Annotated in this window: 13 protein-coding genes; 11 read left to right on the top strand and 2 right to left on the bottom strand. The window is 72.1% G+C overall.

Annotated elements, in window-relative coordinates:
• The 11 genes from DY218_RS01855 to sbnB all read left to right on the top strand — a co-directional run.
• A partial coding sequence (locus tag DY218_RS01855) for a phosphopantetheine-binding protein (RefSeq protein ID WP_147336114.1) occupies positions 1-476 on the top strand: 476 nt, incomplete at its 5' end.
• Positions 473-7,876, top strand: coding sequence for an amino acid adenylation domain-containing protein (locus DY218_RS01860; protein WP_128554099.1), 7,404 nt, complete (start codon positions 473-475; stop codon positions 7,874-7,876). The genes DY218_RS01855 and DY218_RS01860, both read left to right, overlap by 4 nt.
• Positions 7,877-7,935: 59 nt before the next feature.
• Positions 7,936-8,139, top strand: coding sequence for an MbtH family protein (locus DY218_RS01865; protein ID WP_128554100.1), 204 nt, complete (start codon positions 7,936-7,938; stop codon positions 8,137-8,139).
• 5 nt (positions 8,140-8,144) lie between these two features.
• A complete protein-coding gene (locus DY218_RS01870) occupies positions 8,145-9,140 on the top strand; it encodes an ATP-binding cassette domain-containing protein (RefSeq protein ID WP_128554101.1) in 996 nt (331 codons plus the stop codon).
• The gene (locus tag DY218_RS01875; protein WP_128554102.1) at positions 9,137-9,994 is read left to right on the top strand and encodes an ABC transporter permease; all 858 of its coding nucleotides are present in this window, start codon (positions 9,137-9,139) and stop codon (positions 9,992-9,994) included. Before DY218_RS01870 ends, DY218_RS01875 begins: the two co-directional genes overlap by 4 nt.
• Positions 9,995-10,159: 165 nt before the next feature.
• A complete protein-coding gene (locus DY218_RS01880; protein WP_128554103.1) occupies positions 10,160-10,411 on the top strand; it encodes an acyl carrier protein in 252 nt (83 codons plus the stop codon).
• A 123-nt stretch (positions 10,412-10,534) separates the two neighbouring features.
• Positions 10,535-11,788: a beta-ketoacyl-[acyl-carrier-protein] synthase family protein gene (locus DY218_RS01885; RefSeq protein WP_128554104.1), complete on the top strand. Its 1,254-nt coding sequence runs from the start codon at positions 10,535-10,537 to the stop codon at positions 11,786-11,788.
• Between the two features lie 2 nt (positions 11,789-11,790).
• Positions 11,791-12,942, top strand: a complete 1,152-nt coding sequence (locus tag DY218_RS01890; RefSeq protein WP_128554105.1) for a beta-ketoacyl synthase N-terminal-like domain-containing protein — start codon at positions 11,791-11,793, stop codon at positions 12,940-12,942.
• Entirely contained in the window at positions 12,939-13,667 is a 729-nt protein-coding gene (gene fabG / locus DY218_RS01895) for a 3-oxoacyl-[acyl-carrier-protein] reductase (protein WP_128554106.1), read from the top strand. The genes DY218_RS01890 and fabG overlap by 4 nt, the downstream gene beginning before the upstream one ends.
• Before the next feature lie 28 nt (positions 13,668-13,695).
• Positions 13,696-15,372, top strand: a complete 1,677-nt coding sequence (locus DY218_RS01900; protein WP_233521299.1) for a phytoene desaturase family protein — start codon at positions 13,696-13,698, stop codon at positions 15,370-15,372.
• A gap of 58 nt (positions 15,373-15,430) precedes the next feature.
• A complete protein-coding gene (gene sbnB / locus DY218_RS01905) occupies positions 15,431-16,477 on the top strand; it encodes a 2,3-diaminopropionate biosynthesis protein SbnB (protein ID WP_128554107.1) in 1,047 nt (348 codons plus the stop codon).
• A gap of 60 nt (positions 16,478-16,537) precedes the next feature.
• Here the strand turns inward: sbnB and DY218_RS01910 are convergent, their stop codons facing one another.
• Both DY218_RS01910 and DY218_RS01915 read right to left on the bottom strand, forming a co-directional pair.
• A complete protein-coding gene (locus DY218_RS01910) occupies positions 16,538-16,951 on the bottom strand; it encodes a VOC family protein (RefSeq protein ID WP_128554108.1) in 414 nt (137 codons plus the stop codon).
• Entirely contained in the window at positions 16,948-17,532 is a 585-nt protein-coding gene (locus DY218_RS01915; protein ID WP_128554109.1) for a dihydrofolate reductase family protein, read from the bottom strand. The genes DY218_RS01910 and DY218_RS01915 overlap by 4 nt, the downstream gene beginning before the upstream one ends.
• Between the last annotated feature and the right edge of the window lie 79 nt (positions 17,533-17,611).

Here is a 17,611-nt window from a genome sequence, read left to right on the forward strand (position 1 = left end):
GGAAGGTGGATCGGAAGGCTTTGCCGGCGGTGACCGAGGAGGTCCTGACGGGGGCTGGTGCCGGGTCTGGTGGGGTGCGGGGTCCGCGGGGTGAGCGTGAGGGTGTGTTGTGCGGGATCTTCGCGGAGGTGCTGGGTGTGGCGGGGGTGGGGATCGATGAGGACTTCTTCGCGTTGGGCGGGGACAGTATCCGGTCGATCCAGGTGGTGGCGCGGGCTCGTAAGGCGGGACTGTCCCTGACCACGCGGGATGTGTTCACCCACAAGACCGTCGCCGCACTCGCCCAACTCGCCACCGAGCGAACCCAGGAGGCGCCCGAAAGCGATGTGACGCTGCAGCTCTCCGTCACGCCCGGCGCCGTTCCCGCGGCCACCGGCGGCTCGCCCCTGCCGGACGCCGGCGGCGAGCCCCTCGTGGACCTCTCCGCCGACGAACTCGCCGACCTCGAATTCGACTTGAGTGAGGAGCTGTCGTGACCGGTTCCGTCGCGGCCGCCGGACGCACCGGCGGCCGGCCCCGGATCAGTGAGGTACTGCCGCTGTCACCGCTCCAGGAGAGCCTGCTGTTCCTGGCCTCGGCGGACCGGCCGGAGGGCGAACCCGACCCGTACACCCTGCAGTTCGTCGTCGACCTCGACCCGAGCCCGCAGGACGGCGCGCTGCCCGCCGCGGCCACCGCGCTGCTGCGGCGGCACCCGAACCTGCGCGCCTGCTTCCGCACCCGCAGGAACGGCGACCCGGTGCAGGTCGTCCCGCACGCCGAGGACGTACCGCTGCCCTGGCACGAGATCGACCTGCGCGGCCTGACCGGCGCCGAACAGCAGGTCGAGGCCCAACGCCTCGCGGACCAGGACCGGTTGCGCGGCTTCAACCCCGCCCGGCCGCCCCTGATGCGCTTCACCCTGCTCCGGCTCGGCGAGGGACGCACGCGGCTGATCTGGACCGTGCACCACATCCTGATGGACGGCTGGTCCCTGCCGCTGGCCGCCGGCGAACTCCTCGGCCCCGCAGTCACCGGCGAGACGGGCGACCTGCCCGAGCCCGTGCCGTACCGCACCTTCCTCGCCCTGCTGGCCGGCCGGGACCGCGCGGCCGCCCGCCGGGCCTGGGCCGAGACGCTCGACGGCGTCGAGGAGCCGGTCCGGATCGTCCCCGCCGACCAGGCGGACAGCAGCGCCCACGGACTCCCGGAGACCGTGCGCGGAGCGCTCGACGCGGAGCGCACCGCGGCCCTCGCCGCATGGTGCCGCCGCAGTGGCGTCACCCTCAACTCCGTGGTCCAGGGCTGCTGGTCGGCTCTGCTCTGCCGGCTCACCGGACGCCAGGACGTGGTGTTCGGAGCGGTGACCTCGGGCCGTCCGGCCGAGGTGCCCGGCGTCGAGTCGATGATCGGCCTCTTCGCCAACACCGTGCCCGTCCGTGCGCAGTTGAGTCCCGCACAGCCCGCATCCCGGCTGTTCCGCACGCTCGCGGAGCAGCAGCTGGCCATGCTGCCGCACGACCATCTGCCGCTCGCCGAAGCCCAGGCGACCTGTGGCGTACGGGGTGAACTCTTCGACACCGTCCTCGCCTTCCAGAGCTATCCGCTGGACGAACAGCACCTGGCGGCGGCCGGCGGATCCACGGTCGATGCCGTACGTGTGCACAGCGCCACCCACTACCCGCTGAGCCTGACCGTGTTCCCCGGCGATCGGATCGACATCCAACTCGCCCATATACCCGCCGTGTTGAGCCATGAGCGGGCCAAGGGCATCCTCGATCGGCTGATCGCCACCCTGGCCCGGGTCGCCGACGACCCGGAGGTGCCGCTCGCGCGACTCGGGGGACTCGACCCGGCCGAGCAGCGCAGGATCCTCAACGGCCGGAGCGCCTCCGCGACCCCGCCCGCGGCCGGCAGCGAGGACAGCATTCCCGAGCGCTTCGAGGCGCAGGCCGCCCGCACTCCGGACGCGATCGCCGTCACCGTGCCGGCGACCGACCCCGAGGAGACAGACCGGCCCGAACAGGCCTCGGAGCGCGTGGAGTTGACGTACCGCGAGCTCGATCGCCGCGCCAACCGCCTCGCCCGGCACCTGTGCGCACTCGGCGCCGGCCCGGAGACGTACGTGGCGCTCACCCTGCCGCGCGGCGCCGACCTCGTCGTGGCGGTGCTCGCCGTCCTCAAGTCCGGTGCCGCGTACCTGCCGATCGACCCCGCCTATCCCGCCGACCGCATCGCCCACACCCTCGCCGACGCCCGGCCCGCCCTGGCGCTCACCACCCTGGACGGCCCGCTGCCCGAGCAGCCCGGCACCACCGTGCTGCACCTGGACTCCGAGTCGGTACGCAAGGCCGTCGCGGCCCGCCCGGACACCCCGCCCCGGCCCCGGCGGCGCCCCGGCCACCCGGCGTACGTCATCTACACCTCCGGCTCGACCGGCCGGCCGAAGGGCGTCGTCGTACCGCAGCGCAACGTGCTGCGGCTGCTCGACTCCACCCAGGACTCGTTCCGCTTCGGTGCGGACGACGTGTGGACGCTCTTCCACTCCATAGCCTTCGACTTCACCGTCTGGGAGCTGTGGGGCGCGCTGCTCAACGGCGGGCGCCTGGTCGTCGTGCCGTGGGGGGTGTCCCGCTCGCCCGAGGAATTCCTCGGACTGCTCGACCGGGAACGCGTCACCGTGCTCAACCAGACCCCGTCGGCGTTCTACCAACTGATGCGCGCCGACGCCGAACTGCGGCCCGAACTGGCCCTGCGACACGTGGTGTTCGGCGGCGAGGCACTCGACCCGGGCCGCCTCGCCGGCTGGTACGCCCGGCACCGCGAGGACGCCCCGCGGCTCGTCAACATGTACGGGATCACCGAGACCACCGTGCACGTCTCGTACCACGCACTGACCCGGTCCGCGGCCGCCGACCCGGCGAGCACGATCGGCCGCGGCATCCCGGGGCTGCGGGTGTATGTCCTGGACAGCGCCCTTGAGCCGGTCCCGGCCGGGGTGCCCGGCGAGATGTACGTGGCCGGTCCCGGACTGGCCCGGGGATACCTCAACCGGCCCGGACTCTCCGCCGAGCGGTTCGTGGCCTGCCCGTTCGGTGACCCGGGCACGCTGATGTACCGGTCGGGCGACCTCGCCAGGTGGCGCCCCGACGGCACCCTGGAGTATCTGGGCCGCGCGGACCAGCAGGTGCAGCTGCGCGGCTTCCGGATCGAGCCGGGCGAGATCGGGACCGTACTCGAGGAGCACCCCGCCGTCGCGCAGGCCGCCGTCGTCGTACGCGAGGACCGGCCCGGTGACCAGCGCCTCGTCGCCTATGTGGTGCCGGAATCGGTGGTGCGGGAGGCCGACGCCGACGAACTGCGGAGCTTCGCGGCCCGGCGCCTGCCCGAGCACATGGTCCCCTCCGCCGTGGTGCACCTGGACGCCCTGCCGCTGACCGCGAACGGCAAACTGGACCGCGCCGCCCTGCCGGCCCCCACCCGTACCGGCTCCGGCCGAGCCCCCCGCACCGAGCAGGAACGCGTCGTCTGCGCCGCCTTCGGCGAGCTGCTCGGCCTCGAACGGGTCGGTGTGGACGACAACTTCTTCGACCTCGGCGGCCACTCCCTGCTCGCCACCCGCATCGTCAACCGGGTCCGCGCCGAGCTCGCCACCGAGCTGCGGGTACGGGACGTCTTCGAGGCGCCCACCGCGGCCCTGCTCGCCGCCCGCCTCGCCGAACGCGGCACCGACCGTACCGCCGCCCGGCCCGAACTGGCCCCCGCCGTACGGCCGGACAGCATTCCCCTGTCGTACGCGCAGCAGCGGCTCTGGTTCATCGAGCGGCTCGGCGCATCGGGCGGGCTCTACCACGTACCACTGGCCGTCCGCCTCACCGGCCGCCTCGACCGCCAGGCGCTCGGCGCGGCCCTGGCGGACGTATCGGCCCGCCATGAGGCGCTGCGCACCGTGTTCCCCGAGGTGGGCGGGGACGCGCAGGAAGAAGACTCCGGCACCCGGGTGGCCCCCCTGCCCGGTGCCGGACGCGAGGAGGCCGCCCCCCGAGCCTCCGGCGCGGGAGTCGGCAGGGCCGAGCAGCGTGTGCTCGCGCCCGCCGACTGCCCCGTCCCGCTGCCCGTCACCGAGATCGCCGAGGCGGCGCTCGCGGACGCACTGGCCGCGCACAGCGCCCGCGCATTCGACCTGACGAGCCAACCTCCGCTGCGCGCAAGGCTGTTCGCGACCGGCCCGGACGAGCACGTACTGCTGCTCGTGCTGCACCACATCGCATCCGACGGCTGGTCGCTCGGACCGCTGCTGCGCGACCTCACCGAGGCGTACACCGCACGCCGGGCCGGCCGGGCGCCCGACTGGGCGCCGCTGCCGGTGAGTTACGCCGACTACACGCTCTGGCAGCGCGAGCTGCTGGGCGACCCGGACGATCCGGACAGCCTGCTCGCCCGCCAGCTCGACCACTGGAAGAAGGCCCTCACCGGTCTCCCGGACGAACTCGGGCTGCCCTTCGACCGCCCGCGCGGCACCCGGACCGGCCACCGCGGCGGCACCCTGCGACTCGCCGTGCCCGACGAGGTCGTGGCGGCACTCCAGGAGGCGGCACGCGACTGGGGCGTGAGCCCCTTCATGCTGACCCAGGCCGCGCTCGCCGCGACCCTGACCCGGCTCGGTGCGGGGCACGACATCCCGCTCGGCAGCCCCGTGGCCGGACGCGGCGACGACCGGCTCAACGAGCTCGTCGGGTTCTTCGTGAACACCCTGGTACTGCGCACCGACACCAGCGGCGACCCGACGTTCCGTGAACTGGTCGAGCGCGTCAAGGAGTTCGACCTGGCCGCGTACCAGCATCAGGACGTGCCCTTCGAGCAGCTGGTCAAGGAGCTCAACCCGGAGCGTTCGATGGCCCGCCATCCGCTGTTCCAGGTGATGCTGGCCTTCGAGAGCGACGGACGCGGCCATCCGGCCACCGCCGACGGCGACCTGGCCCTGGAGACCGTGGAGCTGTCCGGCGCGACGGCCAAATGGGACCTCTTCTTCCAACTGACCGCACGCCCCGGCACCCGCCCCGGCGCGGACGGCCTCGACCTGGCTCTGGAGTACAGCGCCGAGCTCTTCGAGGAGAGCACCGCACGGCGCATCGCCGACGCCTATGTGAACGTGCTGCGCCAGGCACTCGCCCGCCCCACCCGCCCGATCTCGGACCTCGACGCACTGACCGCCGAGGAGCGCGAGACGCTCTTCGCCCTCGGCACCAACGATCTCGGCACCGACCTCGGCACCGACGACCGCGCCGACCACCGCACCGACGCCGCCGCGCCGCCCGGCACGGTCGTCGAGGCCTTCGCGCGGCAGGCCGCGGCCACCCCGGACGCGGTCGCCCTCGTGCACGGCACCGGCCCGTCCACCACCTCGTACGCCGAACTCGACGCCGACTCCGACCGCCTCGCCCAGTACCTGGTGGCCGTCTGCGGAGTCCGCCGCGGCGACCGGGTCGCCCTCTGCCTGGAACGCGGGCCGCTGACCGTCACCACACTGCTCGCCGTGGCCAAGGCCGGCGCGGTCTACCTGCCGCTCGACCCGGCGTACCCGGAGGAGCGGATGGCCACGATGCTCCAGGACAGCGGCGCCCGGCTGCTGTTGACCGAGCACGGCCCGCACGCCTCGCGGCCGGCACCGGAGTTCACCGGCGTGCGCACCGTCGTCCTGGACGAGCCCGGGACCGCCGCCACCCTGGCCGCGCAACCCCCGGTGACCCCGGATGTGCCCGTCACACCGGACGACCTGCTGTACGTGATCTACACCTCCGGCTCCACCGGCCGCCCCAAGGGCGTCGCCGTCCCGCACCGGGCGGCGCTCCGGCTCGCGCACGGCCTCGGCCACCTCGGGGTGGGCGGCGCGGACACGTACCTCTACTTCGCCGCCGTCGCCTTCGACGCCTCCACCTTCGAGATCCTCACGCCGCTGCTGCACGGGGCGCGGCTCGCGATCGCCCCGCCGGGGCACCCCGACCCCGCGGCGTTCGGTGCGTTCCTGTCCGCCGCGGGAGTCACCGTCGCCTTCCTCACCACCCAGTTCGTCAACGTCCTGGTGGACACCGCCCCGCAGGCGCTCGGCTCGCTGCGGCTGCTGCTCACCGGTGGCGAGGCGCACTCGGTCGACCACATCGCCCGGCTGCGCGCCGCACTGCCCACCCTGACCCTGGTCAATGTGTACGGCCCGACCGAGGACACCACCTTCGCGCTCTCCCACACCGTCACCGAACTGGCGCCGACCGCATCGAACGTGCCGATCGGACGCCCCGTCGGCGGCACCCGCGCCTATGTGCTCGACACCGCGCTGCGACCGCTCCCGCGCGGTGTGGTCGGGGAGCTGTACCTGGCGGGACCGGGTCTGGCGCAGGGCTATCTCGGCCGGCCCGGGCTCTCCGCCGGGTGCTTCGTCGCCGATCCGTACGGCCCCGCCGGTACGCGCATGTACCGCACCGGGGACCTGGTGCGGTGGAACGCCGACGGACGGATCGAGTACGTCGCCCGCGCCGACCAGCAGGTCAAGATCCGCGGCTACCGCATCGAGCTCGGTGAGATCGAACAGGCCCTGGCCGCCCACCCGTCCGTCGCGCGCGCCGCCGTTCTCGCCCCGGCGACCACCCGCGGACGCGAACTCGCCGCGTACGCGGTGCCGTCCGCCGGCACCGCCCCGACCGCCGCCGAACTGCGGACCCACCTCGCCCGGCGCCTGCCCGACTACATGATCCCCACCGCGTACGCCTTCCTGGACGCACTGCCGCTCACCGTCAACGGCAAGCTCGACACCGCCGCACTGCCCGCCCCGGCCGAGACCGGGCGAGCCGCAGGCGAGCTGCGCGCACCCCGTGACCGGGCCGAACGGGCCCTGTGCGCGGCGATCCGGACGGTGCTCGAGCTCGACCGGGTCGGCCTCGACGACAACTTCTTCGCCCTCGGCGGCGACAGCCTCAAGGCCATCCGCCTGGTCAACGCGGCCGCCGCGGAAGGCCTCTCCATCGGCCTCGGCTCCGTCTTCGAACACCGCACCGTCGAGGCGCTCGCCGCATCCGGCGGCAGCGCCACCGAGGGCCTCGACATGCTCGCCCCGCTGCTCCCCATCCGCGCCGGAGGCACGCTGCCGCCGCTCTTCTGTGTGCACGGCGGACTCGGCTTCAGCATCCCGTTCGCCGCACTGGCCGAGCATCTGCCGCCCGAGCGACCGGTGTTCGGGCTGCAGGCGCCGGGGATCGCGGAGCCGGGACCGCTGCCCACCGATCTGGCCGAGGTCGCCGACGACTACGTACGGCGGATCCGCGCCGTACAGCCGCACGGCCCGTACCACCTGCTCGGCTGGTCCTACGGCGGTGTGGTGGCCCACGAGATGGCGGTCCGGCTGCAGGAGTCCGGCGAACGGGTCGCCTTCCTCGCGAATCTCGACGCCTACCCGGACGACGCGCAGGACGCGCGGCCCAGCGACGCGGAGTTCCTCGCCGAGTTCCTGCAGCAGGCGGGCATCGACCCACAGGGACTGCCGCCCCTCACCCCGGACACCGTGGCGTCCGTGCTGCGTACGACGGACAGCCCGCTCGCCGCCTTCGAACGGGACACCCTGGAGCGCCTGGTGCGGGTGATGCGCAACAACCTGGAACTGTTCCAGCGCTTCACACCGGGCAGTTTCGACGGACCGATGACGCTGTTCGTCGCGGCCGAGGACCTCGATCCCGGCGAGCACGACCTGAAGACCAAGAGCTGGGAGCCGCATCTGGGCGGCTCCACCGCGGACCGCCTCACGGTCCATGACGTGCCCTGCGGGCACCACGCCATGATGCGGCCCGCGCCGGCCGCCCACATCGGGCGCCTCGTCGACGCGGCCCTGCGGGACAGGACGGCTCTCTGACCCCGCCGCCGGCGCCCGACCACGACCACGTACACCCACCGAACCCTGGGAGATCAGCCATGGCCAACCCCTTCGACGACGAGAACGGCACGTTCTTCGTACTGGTCAACGCGGAGGGCCAGCATTCCCTCTGGCCGTCCTTCAGCGAGGTGCCGGACGGCTGGACGGTCGTCCTGGAGGCCGCCCCGCGGGCCGATGCCGTCGCCTACGTCGAGACGCACTGGACCGACATGCGTCCGCTCAGCCTGCAGCGTCAGGCCTGATCGGCATGCAGACCGACACCGCGATATACGCGGAAGGACTGGGCAAGGCCTACCGGTCGCACACCGCGCTGCACGGAATCGACCTGGCCGTGCCCGCCGGATCCGTCCTCGGCGTCCTCGGGCCCAACGGCGCGGGGAAGACGACCACGGTCCGTATCCTCGCCACCCTCCTCGAACCCACCTCGGGCCGCGCCTTCGTGGCGGGCCACGACGTGGTCCGGCAGAGCCGCGAGGTGCGCCGGCGCATCGGCCTGGCCGGCCAGTACGCGGCCGTCGACGAAATGCTCACCGGGCGCGAGAACATGGTGCTGCTCGGCAGGCTGCTGCGGCTCGGCAAGCGCGGCTCGGCACACCGGGCCGCCCAGCTGCTCGACCGGTTCGGGCTCACCGAGGCCGCCGACCGTCCCGTGTCCACCTACTCCGGCGGCATGCGCCGCCGCCTGGACCTCGCCACCTGTGTGATCGGCGAACCCGAGGTGCTCTTCCTCGACGAACCGACCACGGGCCTCGACCCGAGCAGCCGCGTCATCCTCTGGGACATCGTGCGGAGCCTGGTGGCCGAGGGCGTCACGCTGCTGCTCACCACCCAGTACCTGGAGGAGGCGGACCAACTCGCGGACCGCATCGCCGTCATCGACTCGGGCCGGGTGATCGCCGAGGGCACTCCCGACGCGCTCAAACGGAACGTCGGCGGCGAACGCCTCGAAGTCACCGTGGCCCGGCCGGAGATGCTCGCCGACGCGGCCGCCGCGCTCGCCATGCTCGGCCTGGGGAACGAACCGGCCGTGGACCACACGGAGTCCCGGGTCTCGGTACAGCTCAGGCGCGGCCTCGACGACGTGGCGGTGGCCGTCGCCGCCCTGCGCGACAAGGGCGTCACCACCATCGACTTCGAACTGCACAAGCCGTCGCTCGACGACGTGTTCTTCGATCTGACGCAGCGGGACCGGAGCGCCGCGGCGCCCGCGCTGGCCCCCGCGTACCAGGGGGCTCAGCGATGACGACAGCGACAGCCGGCAGCCACCGGCAGACGGCACCGCCGCGCGGCGGCACCGGAGGGCTGCGCGGCTACACCGGGGACACCCTGGCCTTGGCCGGGCGGCATCTGACCCATCTGCGGCGCTCGCCGGGACGGCTCGTCCTGGTCACCATGAACCCGCTGGTGATGCTGATCGCCATCGGCTATCTCTTCCGCGACTCGATGAACATCCCGGGCAATGTGGCCTACGAGGACTTCATCATGGCCGGCATCGCCATCCAGGTCGGCCTGACCGGCGTGGGACCGACCGCCATCGGGGTCGCCATGGACCTGCGCAACGGCCTGGTGGACCGGTTCCGTTCGATGCCCATCGCCTCCAGCACCGTGCTGATCGGGCGGACCTTCTCCGACCTGTTCGTCGGCGCCGTCAGCCTGACCGTGGTCTGCTCGGTCGGCTTCGCCGTCGGCTGGCGGCCGCACAACGGACCGCTGCAGACCCTCGCCGGGTTCGGCGTGCTGCTCGCCTTCGTGTACACCATGCTCTGGGTCGGCATCCTGCTCGGCACGGTGATGAAGAACGTGGAGGCCATCGACGGGTCCGGAGCCCTGGTCCTGATCGTGCTGTCCTTCCTGTCCAACGCCTACGTCGTGGTGAGCGGTCTGCCCGGCTGGCTGCAGCCGGTCGCCGAATGGAACCCGGTCACCTCGGTCATCACCACCACCCGCCGGCTGTGGGGCAACGACCCCGCGGGATCCACCGGCAGCGGTTTCCCCGCCGACCACCCCGGCCTGGTGACGGCGATCATGCTGGCCCTGCTGCTGACCGTCTCGGTCGCGGGCAGCCTGCGCAGCTTCCGGCGGGCCGTCGGCAACTGACGAGCGGGCCACCGCCCGCCGACAGCCGGTCCGCCGACGCACGGCGGGCCGGCCCTGCCGCATGCCCGGACCCGTGGCCAAAACCCGTCAGCGAGCAGTCAGTTGGCCGTCATCGGCTCCGGCTAGCTTCTCAATCCATTCGTCGGATCCTCAGCTAGGAGAACCATGACCACCGTCGTGCCCGACCGCCTCACCCGCATCCGGGAGATCGTCGCCGAGAACATCGACCAGGACGCGTCCGAGCTCAGCGACACCGCACTGTTCATCGACGAACTCGGCGCGGACTCGCTCAAGCTCATCGACATCCTCGCCGCCATCGAGATGGAGTACTCCATCGTCATCGACATGGAAGAGCTTCCGAAGATGGTGAACGTCGAGGCCACCTACCAGGTCGCCGCCGCAGCCGCCGGCTGGTGACCCGCCCCGGGGCGGTCCCCGGGGCGTGACATCGCCCGGCACCGGGCGCAGCCCACGGCCGCCCGCACCCCACCGTGCCCGTACGGCGATCACAGCCGCAGTGAACCGAGTCAAAGGAGTCCCATGTCCACCTCACCGTCGCCAGAGGTCGGGGACCGCCGCAGGGTGGTGCTCACCGGCCTCGGCGCGATCACCAGCATCGGCACCGGCTTGGCGGAGTACACGGCGGGGCTGCGGGCCGGCCGTAACGGCGCCGCAGAGATCACCCGATTCGACACCACCGGCTTCGACCAGGTGCACGCCTGCGAGGTCCCCGACTTCGACCCGGAGCAGTGGATCCGCAACGTACCGCTCGACGACGTCGGCCAGGCCGGGCAGTTCGCGCTCGCCGCGGCCCGGATGGCCGTCGAGGACGCGGGCCTGACCGAGGACGAACTGGGCGACAGGCAGTCCGTCGTCAGCATCGGCACCACCGACGGCGAATCGCACGACCTGGACCGCCTGATCGCCATGGACGTGGCGGCCGGCGATCCCGAGGTGATGGACCCGGTCCTCGCCAGGCGCATCAACACCGGCCGCCTGTCCACCGCCGTCGCCCGCGAACTGCGCATGCCCAATGTGGAGGCCAACACGGTCACCACCGCCTGCGCGGCCGGCAACTACTCCATCGGCTACGGCCTCGACAGCATCCGCTCCGGCGAGACCGACCTGGCGATCTGCGGCGGCGCGGACGCCGTCTGCCGCAAGGCGTTCGTCAGCTTCTACCGCCTCGGAGCACTCACATCGGAGGACCGGGTACGCCCCTTCGACAAGAACCGCCGGGGCATCCTGACCGGTGAGGGCGCCGGCGTACTCGTCCTGGAGAGCCTCGAGTCGGCGCTCGCCCGCGGCGCCCGGATCTACGCCGAGGTGCTCGGCTACGGGCTGTCCTGCGACGCCAACCACCCCACCGCACCCGACCGCGAGGGCATCGCCCGCGGCATCCGCCTCGCCCTCGACGACGCCGGAGTGAAGCAGGACGAGGTCGACTTCATCTCGGCGCACGGCACCGGCACCAAGGCCAACGACAAGACCGAGTCCGGCGCCATCGTCGACGTGTACGGCGACACCCCGCCGCGCACCGTCGCCCTGAAGTCGATGCTCGGCCACTCGATGGGCGCGGCCAGCGCACTCGGCGCCATCGCCTGCGCCCTCTCCATCGAGCACGGCTTCATCCCACCGACCATCAACCACGTGGAGACGGACCCGGAGTGCCCGGTCGACTGCGTGCCCAACGAATCGGTCGAAGCCGACGTCCGCATCGTGCAGAACAATTCCAGCGCGTTCGCCGGCAACAACGCCATCCTGATTCTCGGAAAGTACGGGGAGCGAGTCTGATCATGAGTACCGCAGTGTCCGAAGCGGTCGCACCGGCCGCGGAGCTGTCGGCGGACCAGCTCGTCATCACCGGCTGGACGGCCCTGTCGCCGTACGGCCTGGACCGCGCCGCCTTCACCGCGGGCCTCGGCTCCGCCGCATCCACGGCCGTCGACGCCTCCCAGGTCACCGGCACCCTGCCGTCCCCGCACGCCTGCCTGGTCCCCGGCTTCGACATCAAGGAGCTGCTCGGCAAGAAGGGCACGGGCAAGCTCGACCGGCTCTCCGCCCTGGTCATGGTCGCCTCCGACCAGCTGCTTCGCGACGCGGACGGCGAAGTGGCCCTGGAGACCGACGAACTGACCGGAGTCGTGGTCGGCAGCTCGATGGGCAGCCTGGAGACCATCACCGAAGGCATGCGCCAGTCCCTGACGAACGCCCGCCCGTTCTACGTGGACGCCGGGAAGATCCCGGTGGGCACCCTCAACCACGCGGCCGGCGCTTGCGCGATCCGGCACGGCCTCAAGGGCCCCAACACCACACTCGGCGGCGGCCGGGTGAGCGGCCTGCTCGCGCTGAACTACGCCCGCCGTCTGCTCGGCCAGGGCCGTGCGAGCTCGTATCTCTGCGGCAGCGCCGAGGAGTTCAGCGCCGCGCACGCCTGGCTCGAGCACGTCGCCGTGGAGCGCGGCGAGGAGTCCCCGCTGCTCGGCGAGGGCTGCGGAATGTTCCTCCTCGAGCTGGCCGGCCGGGCACAGCGCCCGGCGCTTGCCTCGGTCCTCGCCGTCGAGTCGCGCGTCGACATCGACGACGACCCGGCGGCCGCGGTCACCGCCTGCGTACGTCAGGCCCTGGACCGGGCCGGTGTGCGCGCGGAAGAGGTGTGGGCCGCCTGCCCCTCGGCCGCCCCGGGCCGTTCGGGCCGGGCCGAGAGCGCCGCGCTCGACGCGCTGCTGCCGGCCGAGGCCCTGGACCGGGTCCCGACCATGGCGCACATCGGCGACACCTCGGCCGCCGCGGCCTCGCTGCAGCTGGCCGCGGTGCTCGCGGTCGCGGAGCGGGACCCGGCATCGGCCGGCCGGATCGCCCTGGTCACCGCGGTGGACCGGGACGGCGGGGTGGGCTGCGCCGTACTGCGTCTGCTCGCCCCCGCGGCGAACGGAGGTGCCGCATGATCGCGCTGGTCAGCGGCGGCTCCCGGGGCATCGGCAAGTCCGTCGTGCTGCGCCTCGCCGAGGACGGTCACGACGTGGCCTTCTGCTACCACTCCAACCAGGACGCGGCGGAGCAACTCGCCAAGCAGGCAGCGGAGTTCGGCACCCGAGTGACGGCCACCCGGTGCGATGTCGCGGACAGCGCGGCGGTACGCGACTGGTATGCCGCCACCGAGCGGGAACTCGGCCCGGTGGACGTCGCGGTCACCTCCGCGGGCATCACCCGCGACCGCCCCCTGGTCCTGATGCGGGACGAGGACTGGGCCGACGTGCTGCGCACCAACCTCGACGGCGTGTACCACGTGTGCCGTGCCGCGGCCTTCTCGATGAGCAAGCGCCGCAGCGGAGCCATCGTCAACCTCTCCTCGGTCACCGGGATCTCGGGCAACGTCGGACAGGCCAACTACGCCGCCACCAAGGCCGGAATCATCGGCTTCACCAAGACCCTCGCCAAGGAGCTCGGCCCGCGCGGAGTGCGCGCCAACGCGGTCGCGCCCGGCCTGATCGACACCGACATGGTCGGGGACATGCAGGAGGCGGCGGTCACCCGGCTGCTCAAGAACGTGCCGCTCGGCCGGTTCGGCAAGCCCGAGGAGGTCGCGGACCTGGTGGCGTTCCTCGCCTCGGACCGCGCCGCCTACATCACCGGTTCGGTCTTCGAGATCCACGGCGGCATCACCGTCTGACGGTGGTGCCCGCCCGAGGGGGAGTGCAGTGGCAGCAGAGATGCCGGCGGGCATGGCAGCGGACTACGACGCGATCGTCGTCGGCGGCGGGATCGGCGGGCTGGTCAGCGCCGGCTACCTCGCCGCCGACGGGCGGCGCGTCCTCGTCCTGGAACAGCACGACATCGCCGGGGGCAACGCCCATGTCTTCCGGCGCCGCCGCAAGTACGAGTTCGACGTGGGCACCCACTATCTGGGCGACTGCGGCCCCGACGGGCTGATCCCCGCGGTCCTGTCCGGTCTCGGCATCCGCGACCGGATCACCTTCCGGCCGATGGACAACGAGGGCGGCTTCGACCGCATCGTCACCCCGACCACCACGGTCGACGTACCGGCGGGCTGGGACAACTACGCCGCGCGGCTTCGGCAGGCGCTGCCCGAGGAGACCGCGGGCATCGACACGTTCATCGAACTGGCCAAGGGAGTCACGGCGATGAGCCGCTCCGGCCTGCTCGGAGTGCCGATGGTGCAGCTGTTCCGGCAGTCGCCCCAGCTGATGCGCTGGAGCCGCCGCACCCTCGGCCAGGCCCTCGACCACTGCGGACTCTCCCGCCGGGCGCGCACCGTGCTTGCCGCGCAGTCCGGCAACTACGGCGCCATGCCGGACGACATCGGCTTCGCCGAGCACGTCAACATCATGGATCACTACCTGCGCGGCGCGTACTACCCGGAGGGCGGCGGCCAGGCCTTGGTGGCGGCCTTCGTGGAGGCGCTCGAGTCGTACGGCGGCGAGCTGCGCACCCGCTGCGAGGTGCGGCGCATCCTCATCGAGGACAACCGGGCCCGAGGGGTCGAACTCGCCGACGGGCAACGGATATCGGCCCCCCTGGTCATCTCGAACGCCGACTACCGCCGCACCGTGCTCGACCTGTGCGGCGGGGAGGCCGCCTTCGCCCCCGAGCTGGTGGAGAAGACCCGCGAGGCCGGCATGCGCGGTGCGGTGGTCGCGGTGTACGTGGGCCTCGACACCGAGATCCCCGGGCTGCCCAACGCCAACATCTGGTGGCACGGCAGCGACGACATGGAGGCCGCACACGCGGCCATGCAGCGCGGCGAGTTCAGCCACATCCCGCAGCTGGCGTTCTCCTTCGCCTCCCGCAAGGACGCGGGCTCGCCGAACGTCTGCCCGCCGGGCCACAGCAACTTCCAGCTGATGACGGGCTGCCCGCCCGGCTACGAGTTCTGGGGCGTCACCAAGAGCCCCGTGGACGGCGAGCGCTACCGGCGCAACACCGCCTATCTCGCCCGCAAGCAGCAGATGCAGGACATGATCCTGGACACCGCGGAGAAGGTGATCGGCCCGTTCCGCGACCGGATCACCCACGTCGAGACGTCCACCCCGCTCACCAACGAACGCTACATCCGCGCCAGCGGCGGCACCCCGTACGGCATGAGCACCGGACGCCCCGACGTCGTCACCTCGGTGGACGGCCTCTACGTCGTCGGGCAGTCCATCCGCTACGGCAGCGGGGTGGGCGGCGTCGCCACCGGCGGCGTGGCCTGCGCCTCGCACATCCTCGGCCGCAGTCTGCTCGCCGAGCTGTTCGACGGCTCGGTGCTCGGCAACCCCGCGCTGCTGCCCGAACGGACCGCGGACTGGGACCCGTTGCGGGTCTCCCGCGGCCGCTCCCGGCAGCGGGCCAAGGGCCTGGCCCGGATCGGCTGAACCAGAACGCCCCGTCTTTCTCTCCACACCCCGCAGGACCAGAAGGAGCAGTGTGTCCATGAACTCATCGGTGCCGCCGTTCTCGGTGCTCTCCGGCGCCCAGGTGCAACAGGTGCTCGGCGGACGCGAGAGCGAGGTGATCGACGTCGTCGAGGCCGCGTACCGACTGCACGGCGAGGGCGCCACGGTCAACCCGGACTCGTACTTCCTGCGCTTCCCCGACCGCCCCTCGTCGCGGATCATCGCGCTGCCGGCATCGGTGAAGGGCGATGTCGGCGTGCACGGCATCAAGTGGATCTCCAGCTTCCCGGAGAACGTGGCCGCCGGCATCCCGCGCGCCTCCGCGGTGCTCATCCTGAACGACGCGGAGACCGGCTACCCCTTCGCCTGCCTGGAGAGCTCCATCATCTCCGCCGCCCGCACGGCGGCCTCCGCGGCCCTCGCGGCACGCACCCTCAGCGACCAGCGCGGTACCCGTCCGCGCCGGGTCGGCTTCTTCGGAGTGGGGCTCATCGCCCGCTATCTGCACACCTATCTGACGCGCGGCGGCCTCGAGTTCGACGAGATCGGGGTGCACGACCTGTCGGCCGAGCACGCCGACGGCTTCAAGGGCTACCTGGAGCGTGCCCACCAGGACACCGACGGCCCGGCGCCCACCGTCACCGTGCACGACAAGGCCGAGGACCTGATCCGCTCCAGCGACCTGGTGGTCTTCGCCACCGTCGCCGGCGAACCCCATGTGACCGACACGTCCTGGTTCACCCACAACCCGCTGGTCCTGCACATCTCCCTGCGCGACCTCTCCCCGGAGATCATCCTCGACTCCTGGAACGTCGTCGACGACATCGACCACTGCATGAAGGCCCAGACCTCCCCGCACCTCGCCGAACAGCGCGTCGGCAACCGGGAGTTCGTGGCCGGCACGCTCCACGACGCCCTGGAGAACCGCATCACCGCCCCCGCGGACCGCCCGGTGGTCTTCTCCCCGTTCGGCCTCGGCGTCCTCGACATGGCCGTCGCCAAACACGTCCACGACCACCTCTCCGCCACCGGCACCCTCCACACGATCCCCGACTTCTTCCACGACCTGAACCGCTACGGCTGACGCCGCCCCTCCCGGCCGGCGCAATCACGCGGTCAGCCCGATGTGGAGGCCGTCGCCGCCTCAGGCGAAGTCGGCTGGGGTGATGCCGTCGGGATGGCCGGACGGCCACTCCACCAACTCGATCCGGTAGCCGTCCGGGTCCGTGAGCCATGACGTCTTCGGGCCGTGCGGGCCGCCCGGGTGCTGGACGGGTTCCGCCTCGAGGCCGGCTTCGTTCAGTGTTTCCAGGGTCGTGGTGAGTGTTTCCACCTGGATCGCGAGGTGGTCGAAGCCGCTGCCCACGTCGACCGGGCCGTCGCCGGGGCGGTGGACCAGTTCGAGCGAGGCGGCCGGTTCGCCGGGGAACTTGAGGATCACGAGGCGAGCCCCGTCGCCGGCCTCGACCCTGCCCAGTTCGGCGTAGCCCAAGGCGGTGTAGAAATCGAGCGAGCGGTCCAGGTCGGTGACGCGGTAGGAGACGAAGAGCGTCTTCATGCGGACTCCTCCGCTCGACGCACCTGGTAGCGGAGGTGCGTGACATCGCGGTCCTCGAGCCGTCGGACGAGGTCGAGTTCGATGTGATCACCACCCAGGTGATCGAAGAGTCGTCGGCCTTCCCCGAGGAGGACCGGAACGAGGTGGATCTCCATCTCGTCGAGCTGCCCGGCTCTCAGAAGTGCTTGGGCCGCCCCCGCCCCATGAACCATGACCGGCCGGTCTCCTGCGGCCGCGCGAGCCTGACGGGCGCAGCCCTCGACATCGGTGACGAAACGCGCGTGGCCGGGTGGCACATCCCCGTCATCCACGTGGTGGGTGAGGACGAAGATCGGCACGCCGTCGTGGTGGTCGCCCTGCCAGCGCCCGGCGAGTTCGAAGGTCCGACGCCCGGAGATCACCGCGCCGGTCGCCAGCGCTTCGCGGTAGACCTGGCCGCTCGGACCGTCGGACTCCCGGTCGTCGAGCCAGTTGAAGAGCCGTCCGCCTTCGCGCCCGAGCTCCTGCCCCGGCCGATCGTCCGGGCCGGCGATGTATCCGTCGAGCGACATCGACATGTACAGCCGAATCGGATTGCTCATCCTGATCTCCCTCTCTCCCCACCCATGACGTCGGGATCTCACGCTCCCTGATCCGTCAGCGGGTGTGTCACGAGGAAGA

The sequence above is a fragment of the Streptomyces triticagri genome, from assembly GCF_003429565.1.
In the GTDB taxonomy this organism is placed as follows: domain Bacteria; phylum Actinomycetota; class Actinomycetes; order Streptomycetales; family Streptomycetaceae; genus Streptomyces; species Streptomyces triticagri.

Bases quoted from the DNA above. Each gene is read 5' to 3' on its own strand.
- DY218_RS01865 (WP_128554100.1), top strand. From the start codon at position 7,936: ATGGCCAACCCCTTCGACGACGAGAACGGCACGTTCTTCGTACTGGTC.
- DY218_RS01870 (WP_128554101.1), top strand. From the start codon at position 8,145: ATGCAGACCGACACCGCGATATACGCGGAAGGACTGGGCAAGGCCTAC.
- DY218_RS01875 (WP_128554102.1), top strand. From the start codon at position 9,137: ATGACGACAGCGACAGCCGGCAGCCACCGGCAGACGGCACCGCCGCGC.
- DY218_RS01880 (WP_128554103.1), top strand. From the start codon at position 10,160: ATGACCACCGTCGTGCCCGACCGCCTCACCCGCATCCGGGAGATCGTC.
- DY218_RS01885 (WP_128554104.1), top strand. From the start codon at position 10,535: ATGTCCACCTCACCGTCGCCAGAGGTCGGGGACCGCCGCAGGGTGGTG.
- DY218_RS01890 (WP_128554105.1), top strand. From the start codon at position 11,791: ATGAGTACCGCAGTGTCCGAAGCGGTCGCACCGGCCGCGGAGCTGTCG.
- fabG (WP_128554106.1), top strand. From the start codon at position 12,939: ATGATCGCGCTGGTCAGCGGCGGCTCCCGGGGCATCGGCAAGTCCGTC.
- sbnB (WP_128554107.1), top strand. From the start codon at position 15,431: ATGAACTCATCGGTGCCGCCGTTCTCGGTGCTCTCCGGCGCCCAGGTG.
- DY218_RS01910 (WP_128554108.1), bottom strand. From the start codon at position 16,951: ATGAAGACGCTCTTCGTCTCCTACCGCGTCACCGACCTGGACCGCTCG.
- DY218_RS01915 (WP_128554109.1), bottom strand. From the start codon at position 17,532: ATGAGCAATCCGATTCGGCTGTACATGTCGATGTCGCTCGACGGATAC.